Origin of the sequence: Roseburia amylophila (genome assembly GCF_025567465.1) — a bacterium.
Lineage (GTDB): Bacteria > Bacillota > Clostridia > Lachnospirales > Lachnospiraceae > Roseburia_C > Roseburia_C amylophila.
In genome coordinates this window covers 1-12,048 of record NZ_JAOQKI010000007.1, presented here as the reverse complement: position 1 = coordinate 12,048, position 12,048 = coordinate 1, and the positions used below count along the sequence as shown (strand labels likewise).

Annotated in this window: 13 protein-coding genes; 2 read left to right on the top strand and 11 right to left on the bottom strand. The window is 40.2% G+C overall.

What is annotated here, in order from left to right:
- Positions 1-11: 11 nt before the first annotated feature.
- From OCV43_RS05605 to proB, 4 genes are read right to left on the bottom strand one after another with little or no spacing between them, the layout of a single operon-like run.
- Positions 12-1,256, bottom strand: coding sequence for a glutamate-5-semialdehyde dehydrogenase (locus OCV43_RS05605; RefSeq protein ID WP_022243750.1), 1,245 nt, complete (start codon positions 1,254-1,256; stop codon positions 12-14).
- 12 nt (positions 1,257-1,268) lie between these two features.
- Entirely contained in the window at positions 1,269-1,856 is a 588-nt protein-coding gene (locus tag OCV43_RS05600) for a 5-formyltetrahydrofolate cyclo-ligase (RefSeq protein WP_262623607.1), read from the bottom strand.
- The gene (locus OCV43_RS05595; protein WP_117946917.1) at positions 1,828-2,055 is read right to left on the bottom strand and encodes a DUF896 domain-containing protein; all 228 of its coding nucleotides are present in this window, start codon (positions 2,053-2,055) and stop codon (positions 1,828-1,830) included. Before OCV43_RS05595 ends, OCV43_RS05600 begins: the two co-directional genes overlap by 29 nt.
- A gap of 4 nt (positions 2,056-2,059) precedes the next feature.
- Positions 2,060-2,914, bottom strand: a complete 855-nt coding sequence (gene proB, locus OCV43_RS05590) for a glutamate 5-kinase (protein WP_022243747.1) — start codon at positions 2,912-2,914, stop codon at positions 2,060-2,062.
- A 174-nt stretch (positions 2,915-3,088) separates the two neighbouring features.
- Between proB and OCV43_RS05585 the strand changes: the two genes are divergently transcribed.
- Positions 3,089-4,120, top strand: a complete 1,032-nt coding sequence (locus OCV43_RS05585) for an FAD:protein FMN transferase (protein WP_317246657.1) — start codon at positions 3,089-3,091, stop codon at positions 4,118-4,120.
- Positions 4,121-4,128: 8 nt separating this feature from the next.
- Here OCV43_RS05585 and OCV43_RS05580 read toward each other — a convergent pair whose 3' ends face one another.
- The 7 genes from OCV43_RS05580 to rsxC all read right to left on the bottom strand — a co-directional run bounded on the left by OCV43_RS05580 (position 4,129) and on the right by rsxC (position 10,624).
- Positions 4,129-5,526, bottom strand: coding sequence for an MATE family efflux transporter (locus OCV43_RS05580; protein WP_262623606.1), 1,398 nt, complete (start codon positions 5,524-5,526; stop codon positions 4,129-4,131).
- A gap of 82 nt (positions 5,527-5,608) precedes the next feature.
- Complete coding sequence (locus OCV43_RS05575) at positions 5,609-6,400, bottom strand: RnfABCDGE type electron transport complex subunit B (protein ID WP_262623605.1); 792 nt, start codon at positions 6,398-6,400, stop codon at positions 5,609-5,611.
- Between the two features lie 13 nt (positions 6,401-6,413).
- Complete coding sequence (gene rsxA / locus OCV43_RS05570; protein WP_022243743.1) at positions 6,414-6,989, bottom strand: electron transport complex subunit RsxA; 576 nt, start codon at positions 6,987-6,989, stop codon at positions 6,414-6,416.
- Between the two features lie 14 nt (positions 6,990-7,003).
- The gene (rsxE, locus tag OCV43_RS05565) at positions 7,004-7,726 is read right to left on the bottom strand and encodes an electron transport complex subunit RsxE (RefSeq protein WP_022243742.1); all 723 of its coding nucleotides are present in this window, start codon (positions 7,724-7,726) and stop codon (positions 7,004-7,006) included.
- On the bottom strand, positions 7,726-8,334 hold the full coding sequence (locus OCV43_RS05560; RefSeq protein WP_117841015.1) for an RnfABCDGE type electron transport complex subunit G: 609 nt from the start codon (positions 8,332-8,334) through the stop codon (positions 7,726-7,728). The genes rsxE and OCV43_RS05560 overlap by 1 nt, the downstream gene beginning before the upstream one ends.
- Entirely contained in the window at positions 8,327-9,274 is a 948-nt protein-coding gene (locus tag OCV43_RS05555) for an RnfABCDGE type electron transport complex subunit D (protein ID WP_262623604.1), read from the bottom strand. Before OCV43_RS05555 ends, OCV43_RS05560 begins: the two co-directional genes overlap by 8 nt.
- Positions 9,275-9,295: 21 nt before the next feature.
- Positions 9,296-10,624 carry an electron transport complex subunit RsxC gene (gene rsxC, locus OCV43_RS05550; RefSeq protein ID WP_262623603.1) on the bottom strand — a complete coding sequence of 443 codons (1,329 nt, stop codon included), beginning with the start codon at positions 10,622-10,624 and terminating at the stop codon, positions 9,296-9,298.
- A 196-nt stretch (positions 10,625-10,820) separates the two neighbouring features.
- Here rsxC and OCV43_RS05545 point away from each other — a divergent pair, with 196 nt between their 5' ends.
- Entirely contained in the window at positions 10,821-11,927 is a 1,107-nt protein-coding gene (locus OCV43_RS05545; RefSeq protein WP_262623602.1) for a ribonuclease H-like domain-containing protein, read from the top strand.
- Positions 11,928-12,048: the final 121 nt, after the last annotated feature.

Genomic DNA, 12,048 nt, shown 5'->3' with positions numbered 1-12,048 from the left:
TATTTTTCTTATTATTCTCTGATCTGGCCATCCCCATAAATGATATATTTGGTGGTCGTCAGTGCTTCTAAGCCCATCGGTCCTCTGGCATGCAGCTTCTGGGTACTGATTCCGATTTCTGCCCCAAAGCCAAACTCAAATCCGTCGGTAAAACGTGTGGATGCATTCACATAAACAGCCGCAGCATCAATCTCATTTAAGAACTTCTGCGCATGCTCATAATTATTGGTAATGATTGCTTCCGAATGTCCGGTATTATATTTATTGATATGTGTAATGGCTTCATCAATATCTGAAACTGTCTTTGCAGAAATAATATAATCCAAATATTCGGTGCCCCAGTCTTTTTCTGTTGCAGCCACTGCATCTTTTGTAGCTTTCTGAACTCGCTCATCCCCACGGATTTCTACATGGCTTTCGGATAATTTTGCAGAAAGGCGTGGCATCAGTTCATCTACGATGCTCTCATGCAGCACTAAAGATTCACAGGCATTGCATACACCGATGCGCTGTGTTTTGGCATTATTAATGATATTCACCGCCATATCAAGGTCTGCGGTTTCATCCACATAAATGTGGCAGTTACCGGTACCGGTCTCAATCACCGGAATTGTAGCATTGGCTACCACAGCACGAATCAGTCCGGAGCCACCTCTTGGAATCAGTACATCCACATACTCATTCATTTTCATAAATGCAGTAGCAGTTTCCCGGCTGGTATCTTCGATTAAAGAAAGCACTCCTTCCGGCAGCTGGTTATTACTTAAAGTTTCATTGATGCTCTTTACGATTGCCATATTGGAATGAATGGCATCACTTCCACCTTTTAAAATCACGGTATTTCCAGTTTTAAAGCACAAAGCAAAGGCATCTGCTGTTACATTTGGACGTGATTCATAAATAATTCCAATGACACCTAATGGTACACGCTTCTTTCCAATCATAAGTCCATTCGGGCGCTGTTTCATGGAAAGGACTTCTCCTACCGGATCTTCTAATTCTGCTACCTGGCGGATTCCTTCTGCCATCTGTGCAATACGCTCTTTATTTAACATCAGACGGTCTAAAAGTCCCTGATGCATTCCGGCTTCTCTTCCTGCATCCATATCCTTCTGGTTTGCTGCTAAAATAGCATCGCTATCTTCCACTAAATGTTCTGCAACTTCAAGCAAAATATTTTCTTTTTCTTTCATGCCCAAATTACGCATGATAATTTCTGCTGCTTTTGCTCTCTTACCTAATTCCTGTAATTCCATATTTTCCTCCTTCTACTTATTTTCGTCTCTGTTATCCGTCACTTTATAAATCTTCTCCGGTGTTACAAGATAATCCATCGAAATATCATGGGTCTCCATGGGCACCTGCTCAGCCAACTGACAGGAAAGTGCAATCCCAACCCGGATTACTTTCTTATATTTCTGAAAAAAACGATCATAAAAGCCCTTACCATATCCGCTTCTTCCACCGTTAATATCAAAGACCAGTCCCGGTGTGAATACAATTGTTTTCTCCTGCTCAAGTTCTGCTAAATCCATCGCCGGTATCTCATCCTTTGGCTCCATCACATGAAAATACCCTTCCTGAAAATCATCTGTACTATTGACTTCACAAAAGTCCATTTCTTCTCCACGCACCCGGGGAAAAGCTGCTCTTTTTTGAATACTTTCTTTAAAAAAAGGCAATAAAGAAGCCTCTTTCCCAAGGGGATAATAAAAGAAACAATTTTGTGCTTTCTGAAAGATTTCCCAGGTACTGATATTCTGACAAATCCTTTGGGATTCTTCTCTTACAATATTCTCTGGCATTGCATTTCGCAGTGTCTTATACTTAGTTCTGATGCTTGCCTTTGTTTCCATATTTTTCTCCCAGATTGGTTACCGTTCCATCTGCATTTACCATATCAATATTATCTAACTGTCCCTTCAGATTCCGCTTTACACTTGCTATGTATTCCTTGCGAAGTGCTGCCTGTTCTTCCTTTTCTTCCGGTGTCAGTCCTTCTTTCTGGGATTTATGATATAATTCATTGATTCTTGCTATTGTATTTTCAATCATCTTTTTACTCCATGCTTTCTTCTACATAATCTGCAATATAGAAATCATCATTTTTATTGGCTTTGAAAAAGGTTCCCACCTGTTTTCCTTCGAAAATCTGATGCAGAACTCCCACATCCTTTGCATTGGCAATAATCATATCTGCTCCGGATAAGGTTGCAATCCTTGCTGCCGTTAATTTGGTGGTCATTCCACCGGTACCAACATCACTACCTACTGTATCTCCTGCCATGTTTTCAATCCGATTATCAATTTTTTCTACTACCGGTATCAATTCTGCTTTTGGATTCTTTCTCGGATCATCCGTATACAACCCGTCAATATCAGATAAAAGAATCAACAAATCTGCTCCTACCAATGAGGCTACAATAGCCGACAGGGAATCGTTATCACCAAACTGCATCTCATAAGTAGATACGGTATCATTTTCATTTACAATTGGTATAATTCCCATTTCAAACAATTCTTCAAAAGTATTCTGGGCATTTTTTCTCGACACGTTATCAACCATAGTTTTTTTTGTCATAAGAACCTGTCCCACATTCTGGTGGTACTCTGAAAAAAGCTTTTGATAAGTCATCATAAGTCTCGCCTGTCCCACTGCCGCACATGCCTGTTTTACAGCTATTTTCTCCGGTCTTTCTTTTAATCCCATGGACTGTCTTCCTACTGCAATAGCCCCGGAGCTGACCAGACATACATCCATGCCCTGATTCTTAATATCACATAATTCTCTTACCAAACGTTCCAGTTTTAAAAGATTTAATTTTCCGGTCTCTTCATGTAAAAGAGATGAAGAACCGATTTTTACAATTACACGCTTCTTATTCTTTAATGTTTCACGCAACTGTGTATCCATTTTTCCGCCTCTTAATCATCTACGGCATATTCACTATCTGAATGCCGGTTATAATTTTTTATTAATATGCATACATTTTATACTTTATCATACCTTTCGAAAAAAATCATCTGTAAATTTTATCTTCCTTGTGCTATGCTTGTGCTATATGATTTTAAAAGAACCGGAGTATACATGATGAAAACAAAAAAGACGATATTTTCTTATAAATTAACCTGCAGTTTACTTGCTTTCTTTCTCTTCTTCTGCTCCTTCTCCTTCGTGGGATGCGGACGCAGCAAAGAACCCGTTTCCAAATCTGATTTTTATTTTAATACAGTCATTACTATTACACTATATGGAGAAGAAAATGCTTCTTATATTGATGACTGCTTCAAGCTTGCTTCCCATTATGAGAACCTTTTCAGCAATACCATCGCAGACAGCGATATCAGTAAAATAAACAATGCTGGTGGCACACCGGTTACTGTGGATGATGATACGATTGAATTATTACAAAAAGGTATTTATTATGGTGATTTAAGCCTGGGACAGTTTGATATCACCATTGGTAAATTGTCTTCCCTCTGGGACTTTCCAAATAACAGCGGTACTGTTCCATCTGAATCTGATATTGAAGCCACACTTTCCACCATCGACTATCATGCGATTGTTATTAATGGAAACGAAGTTAGTCTTTCCAATCCGGATGCCATGATTGACTTGGGAGGCATCGCCAAAGGTTATATTGCTGATAAAATGAAAGATTATTTAAATGAAAAAGACATTACCTCCGGCATGATTAACCTTGGAGGCAATGTCCTTACGCTGGGTGATAAACCAGATGGAAGCAACTATAATATCGGTATCCAGAAACCATTTTCCGATGACGGCACTGCCATTGCCAGTGTTGAAGTCTCTGATGAAACGGTAGTAAGTTCCGGTGTTTATGAACGTTATTTCTATGTGGGTGATAACTTCTATCACCACATATTAAATCCGAAAACCGGTTATCCTTATGACAATAACCTGCTGGGTGTCACCATTATCTGTCCGAAATCCGTAGATGGTGACGGACTTTCCACCACCTGTTTTGCTTTAGGATTAGAGGACGGCATGAAGCTGATAGAATCCTTGGATGACACGGAAGCCATTTTTATCACCGACGATTACGAACTTCATACCACTTCCGGCATCGGCAGCAATATTCCATTTCATGAAATGTAAACATAATCCTATTGCTGCTCCATAACCATATTGTTGACCCAGATTTTCTTCTTTACCATAACATATCCGATGATGCATTTTATAATCTCTATCAACTGACAGGATAAATAAATAGATACAATCGGAACTCCTGTAAATCTGGTTAACACAAATGCCAGTGGAATATCTACCACCCAGATATAGACACTGTCAAAAAGAAAGGTAATGACTGTCCTGCCACCGGAACGCAGTGTGAAATAGGTTGCATGCATAAATCCATATAACGGCATGCAGGCTGATGCAATCCGGATAAATTGTTTTGCTAGTCCACGCACTTCTTCTGTCGTATTGTATATTCTTGGAAAGAACGGAGCAATCGCAAACATGCAGGCTCCTATAACAAAACAACAAAATACAGAAAATACAATCATCTTGCGGTCCGTATCCACCGCCTCTTCCAATCTACCAGCACCAAGCTGCTGTCCTACAATGATGGATATCGCACTTCCCAACGCAATAAATACAACATTAAAAAGATTGGCTACTGTATTTGATATATTAAATCCAGCTACAACAGCAAGACCTCTTGTGGAATAACACTGCATCAGGACTGCCATTCCTCCAGCCCATAAAGTCTCATTTAAAAGCAATGGCGTTCCTTTTATGATAATCTGTCGTACCAGTGTTCCCGGTATTTTAAAATCACGGTAAGCTCCTACAATAAAATGATTCTTATCTGCTCTCGCATGGGTCCACAAGACAACAATAATGCATTCCACAACTCTTGCCAATACGGTTGCTGCCGCTGCACCTCTTACTCCTAATGCAGGCAGTCCAAATGCACCAAATATTAATACATAGTCAAACATCAGATTTACTGCTACAGAAGCAATTCCGGCTTTCATCGGAAGAACCGTTTCTCCTGTTTCACGTAATGTCTGGGCATATGCCTGAATCAATGCAAAAGGAACCATGGATGGCATTACCGTCTGTAAATACTGTTTTGCATACAATAATGTAGCTTCAATATCTCCCGTGCTTCCTCCTTCATGCAAAAACAGCCGAATTAACGGTTTATTTGCAAAACCCAATATCAGCATCCATATGACTGCTAAGAAACCACAGGCTACAATTTTAAAACGGAAGGCATCCCGCACTCCTTTATGGTCCCCTTTTCCATAAAACTGTGCCCCAAAAATGCCTGCACCGGATACTGCTCCAAAAATACAGATATTGTAAACCAGCATCAACTGATTGATGATTGCGACACCGGACATCTGCTCCGTTCCAACCAGTCCTACCATGATATTGTCCAAAAGACTCACAAAGTTAGTGATGGCATTCTGTATCATAATTGGAATAGCTACCAGCAGAACCATTTTATAAAAATCCTTATTTCCAATATACTTTTCTCTAAATTTTCTCATATCCAATCCTCATATAACATCAACTACGCAAAACGGGACTGCCAAATCAATGACAATCCCGTTCTTTCTATCACAGAAACGATTATAAAATAATCTTCTTCGGACATTTCTCGGCACAAATGCCACATCCGGTACATTTCTCCTGGTCGATATAAGCCACATTATCTACGACATGAACTGCATCATTTGGACAGTTCTTCTCACAGAGATGACAGCCAATACAACCTACGGAGCAGGCTTTCATAACGTCTTTGCCTTTATCCTTGGAACTGCACTGTACCAGATGCTTTGCTTCATATGGAACCAGCTCTATCAAACGCTTTGGACAGGCTGCAATACATTTTCCACATGCTTTACAAACTTCCTTATCCACCTTTGCAATACCGTCTACAACATGAATTGCATCAAACGGACATGCCTTTACACAGTTTCCAAAGCCAAGGCAGCCATAGCTACAGCTCTTTGCTCCGCCGCCCGGAATAAATGCCATAGCAGCACAATCTTCTACTCCGGTATATTCATAATCATGACCGGCTTTTTCACAGGTTCCTGCACATTTTACAAAGGCAACCTGCTTTGTGCCTTCTTCTGCAGCAACACCCATGATTTCACCGACTTTTGCTGCAACCGGCGCACCACCAACAGGACATCCATTGACCGGGGCATCACCTTTTACAATAGCAGCTGCAAGACCGGAACATCCGGCATAACCACAACCACCACAGTTATTTCCAGGAAGAACACCAACAATTGCTTCTTCCCTTTCATCTACTTCTACTTTGAACTTTTCTCCGGAAACGCCGAGGAAAAATCCAATAAAAAGTCCTACGCCACCTACAATAACGGCTGCAATAATAATTGCCTGTACACTCATCTTTTCTTTCCTCCTAAATCATTCCTGAGAAGCCCATAAATGCAATGGACATCAGACATGCTGTAATTAATACAATTGCTGTTCCTTTAAATGGCTTAGGGATATCATTATATTCAATTTTTTCACGAATTCCTGCCATAATTGTAATAGCAATAAAGAATCCAAATGCGGTTGCAAAACCGTTTACAACGCCCTCTAAGATACCATACTCTTTGGTTACGTTGGTAAGTGCTACACCTAATACTGCACAGTTGGTTGTAATCAAAGGAAGATACACTCCAAGGCTCTTATAAAGAGCAGGCATGGATTTCTTTAAGAACATTTCTACAAACTGTACCAGCGCTGCGATTACAAGGATAAATACAATAGTCTGTAAATACTGTGTTCCCGTCGGAATCAGTATAAACTTATAAATCAATGAGGTAACAAAGGAGGATATCGTTATGACAAAGATAACGGCTCCACCCATTCCAGCAGCGGTCTCTGTTTTCTTTGATACACCCAAGAAAGGACAGATACCAAGGAACTGGCTTAATACTACGTTATTTACAATGGCTGAACCAATTGCAATCAATAATAATGTCTGCATCTGTCATATTCCTCCTATTCACTTTTTTCCTCTGCATCTGCAGCTTTCTTCTCTTTTTCGCTGCAGGTTGCAGACATGCTGCATCCGGCACAGTCTCCACTGATACAGCCGGCAGGCTCTGCCAGCGGTTTGCCTTTTGCTTCCATCTTCTGACGAACAATACTCATTAAAGCAACTAAGAATGCCAGTACCAAGAATGCACCCGGTGCCATAACAAAGATATTGATTGGTGTATACCATTTCAGTGAAAGAATCTGGAATCCAAACAACTGTCCTGCACCTAAAATCTCACGGACAATACCGATACAGGTTAATCCGAAGGTAAATCCAAGTCCCATACCAACACCGTCTAAGATAGACAATACAGGTGGATTTTTAGATGCATAGCTTTCTGCTCGTCCAAGGATAATACAGTTAACAACAATAAGAGGGATATATACACCAAGCTGTTTAGCCAGTGCCGGTGTATAAGCCTTCATAATAAATTCTACAATGGTTACCAAAGATGCTACGATAACAATGTATGCCGGCATTCTGACACCATTTGGAATTGCTTTACGGAATAAGGAAATCAACAGGTTAGAGAAAATCAATACCACTGTTGTAGATAACCCCATTCCCAGTGCATTCATTGCTGATGTTGTTACTGCCAGTGTCGGACACATACCAAGCATCAGTACAAAGGTAGGATTTTCTTTAATCAATCCGTTATATACGCGTTCTAAATACTTATTCATTATTCAGCGCCTCCTTCCAATTCATTCTGGAAGTATGTAATGCAGGCATTTACACCATTGGTCATTGCTTTTGATGTAATGGTTGCACCGGAAATTGCTTCAATCTCGTTATCAGCAGATGGTGCCTGTTTCACAACGGTAAAGCTGTCTACATTCTTATTCTTATACTGTTTGGAGAAGTCTTCTGTCTTTGCCTTGTCTCCAAGTCCAGGTGTCTCTGACATACTGGTAACGGAATAGCCGTTTACGGTTCCATCATTCTTTATGCCAACAGAAAATGTGATATTACCCTGGCTTCCGTCTTTAGCTGTTACAGTAATCACATAGCCTAATACATTGCCATCTTTATCTAATGCTTCCTGCACACCATTGATTTCATCACTGTAACCATTCTGCTCTAACAGGCTGGCTGCGGCTTCTGCATCAAAATCATAGGTGGAAAAAGAATCTGCATCTTCAAACACTGCTTTGTATGCAGCCTGTGCAGTTGCCTCTTCTGCCTTTGCAATCGGATCCTTGGTAATCTCATATACCAGTCCGAGAATAAATCCGATTACTACGGTAAATACGGTTAAAATCAACGCGTCATGTACAATCTTCTTATTCATGCTGCTTTGCCTCCTTTACCTGTCCAAAGGCCTTTGGAATTGTAATCCTTTCAATCATAGGAACCAGAAGGTTGCTTAAAATAATTGCAAAGGATACACCTTCTGCGTTTGCTCCAAAGATACGGAATAATCCGGTAAGAATACCTAAAAGAATTCCATATAAAATCTGTCCCTTCGGTGTGATCGGTGATGTTACATAGTCGGTTGCCATAAAGAATGCACCAAGCATTAATCCACCACCACAAAGCTCAGCAACGATATAGTCGATGTCAAAGCCATGTCCACCGAACAAGCTGATAAATATTACAAATGTAATGATATAGGTTCCCGGAATCCGAAGTGTAATGACACCCATCAGGATTAAGAACATTGCTCCAATTAAGATAGCAATAGCGGATGTCTCTCCGATGGTTCCGGCGGTCTTACCAATTAACATATTCATGGTATTAACAGCTCCAACGCCCTGTTCTCTAATCAGAGCCAGTGGAGTTGCTCCTGAATATCCATCTACGGTAAAGTTTGTCATGTCTGCGGCAAATGCTATCAGTAAAAAGCATCTTGCACCCAGTGCCGGGTTCATAAAGTTCTGTCCCAGTCCGCCAAACATCATTTTAACAATAACGATTGCAAATACACTGCCGATTACAGCTTCCCACCATGGAAGGGATGCCGGCAGGTTTAATGCAAGTAACAGTCCGGTAACTACCGCACTTAAATCACTGACGGTATTCTTCTTATGTACAATCAGATTGAAAATCCACTCTGATGCAATACAGCTTGCAACAGATACCAAAATCAATACTGCTGCTTTATATCCAAAATTAACAATACCAAATATACTTGTTGGAAGCAGAGCTATAATTACATAAAGCATGATTCTGCTTGTTGTATCTTTGGCTCGTACATGTGGTGATGATGATACATGATATAACTCACTCACAATAGTCCACCTCTTTCTTTGTTATTTATTTTTTTTCTTTTCAGCAAGAACCTGTTTTTTCATTGTCTTAATAAGCTGTGCTAATGGACGTTTTGCCGGGCAGATAAAACTACAGCTTCCACATTCCACGCACTCAAGACCATGCCATTTTTCAAATTCTGCCATATCTCCATGCTCTGAGAATTTAGATAATCTGGATGGAACAATCTGTTCCGGACATGCTTCTACGCAACGACCACAATTGATGCATGCTGTTGCATCTGCATCTGCTTCTGCCACTTCATCTTTGGTCATACAAAGGAGTGCTGAAGTAGTCTTGGTTGTCGGCACATCTAATCCGAACATGGAAAAGCCCATCATTGGTCCACCGGAAATAATTTTCTCCGGCTGCTCTTTAAATCCACCGGCAGCATCTAAAAGTTCCTGGAAACTGGTTCCGATTAAGAACTCAAAGTTACCCGGCTCTTCTACTGCATCACCGGTAACTGTAAAGATTCTGCTTGTAACAGGTTTTCCTTCTTTTACTGCATGGTATACAGCAACCATGGTTGCAACATTATCTACGATACATCCTGCATCTGCCGGAAGCATCTTGGAATTAATTGCACGTTTGGTTACTGCATAAATAAGCTGACGTTCACCACCCTGCGGGTATTTTGTCATAAGAGGTGCGACCTCCATACGAGGCTCATCTTTCGTTAATTCTAATAATTTTGCGATACAATCCGGTTTATTATTCTCGACTGCAAATACACCCTTGGCATGTTCAAACATACTGAGAATGATACGCATGCCTTCTACCAGTTCTTCCGTGTGGTCTAACATGATGCGGTAATCAGATGTCAGATATGGTTCACACTCTGCACAGTTGGCAATAATATAGTCGATTTTTTCCGGTTCCTTCGGAGATAATTTTACGTGGGTTGGGAATCCTGCTCCACCCATACCAACAACTCCCGCTTCTTTTATACGGTTAATAATTTCTTCTTTGGAAAGAGCACTGACGTCTTCTACTGCCTGATACTCTACCTCCTTAAATTCACCATCGCTTTCAATTACAATGGAGTTCACCATATCACCTGTTGGAACTCTTCTTGGCTCAATTTTCTTAACAGTTCCGGATACGGACGCATGGATTGGTGCAGATACGAAGCCGCCTGCTTCTGCTATCTTCTGCCCTTTCAAAACGGAATCTCCTACCGCTACGATTGGTGTTGCCGGTGCTCCAATATGCTGCGATAACGGATATACCAGTTCACCTTTGGGTAATAATTCACGTATTGGCTTATCTTTTGATAAATCCTTTCCTTCAAAAGGATGGACGCCACCTTTAAATGTCATTAAACCCATCTTATGTGCCCCTCTTTCTATGATAGTATTGCACTGCATATGCAATGCATTTAACATAAAATGTATTATAACACAAATTAGATTTTTTTGACACACTAAAAAGATTTTTTCTCAATATTTTTGTCGATTTTTAACAAGGCATGATTACTTTTTGCCCATACATCGTGTATAATAAAAAAATAACAGGAGGACAGATATGAAAACAATTGTACATGAAATTCCATATAGTCCGGCTTCGAATTTAGATGAGGAAATATTCACTGCTTCCTCTGTCTTTTTCGATATCGAAACTACCGGATTTTCCCCGGCTCATACCAGTCTTTATCTGATTGGATGTGCCTATCACATAGAACAGATGCTTTATATCAAACAGTTTTTTGCCGAAACACCGGAAGAAGAAAAAGAAGTACTTGAGCAGTTTCTTTTGCTATTAGACGGTTTTGATACAATTATCACTTTCAATGGAATCGGCTTTGATATTCCTTATCTGAAAGCAAAATGCAATACTTATGAATGTAACGAGCACTTTGCTGATTTTACTTATGTGGATATTTTCAAATCCATTTCCCAGATAAAGCATATTCTCCAGCTGCCAAATTACAAGCAGAAGACCATCGAAGCTTTTCTTGGTATTGTCAGGGATGACTTATATTCCGGCGGTGAATTGATTGAGATCTATCATTCGTATACCAAGGAACCACGTCCGGATAAATTGGAGATTCTTCTGCTCCACAACTACGAAGATGTTCTGGATATGCCTGCATTACTTCCCGTCTTATCCTATGTCCATCTGTTTTACGGACAGTATTTATCCTGCAGTGCTTCTGTTTCTGAATATACAGATTATAAGCAACAGGAAAAGAAAGAACTGATTCTTTCTATTGAGCCGGAATTTCCATTTCCAAAGCATATTTCCTGCCGCATGGGTTCTGTTTATTTCTATGCAAAGGGCAAAAAATGCACCCTCTCTGTCCGTTTAGAAGAGGATGCCCTGAAATATTTCTTTCCAAATTATAAGGATTATTATTATCTTCCGGCTGAAGATACTGCAATGCACAAAAGTGTAGCATCATATGTCGATAAAGAACACCGCAGACAGGCTACCGCTGCCACCTGCTATACCCGGCATAAAGGAAGCTTTCTTCCACAGTACGAAGAGCTTATTTCTCCTTCTTTTAAACACGACTATAAGGAAAAAATATCTTACTTTGAACTTACGGAAAAATTTCTTTCATCGCCGGAGCTTATCAAAAGTTATGTAAACCACTTGTTAGAAGCTATAAAAAACAAGAAAATCAAGTGATACCTACCTTATACGCCGCAGTATACATCCTCGCGGAGCGTTTTTTAGGGTTATAGGACAAAACGTGTTGATGGCTAATCCCATTCTGTAAAAGATTTATCCATCTTATGGAGGTCACTCC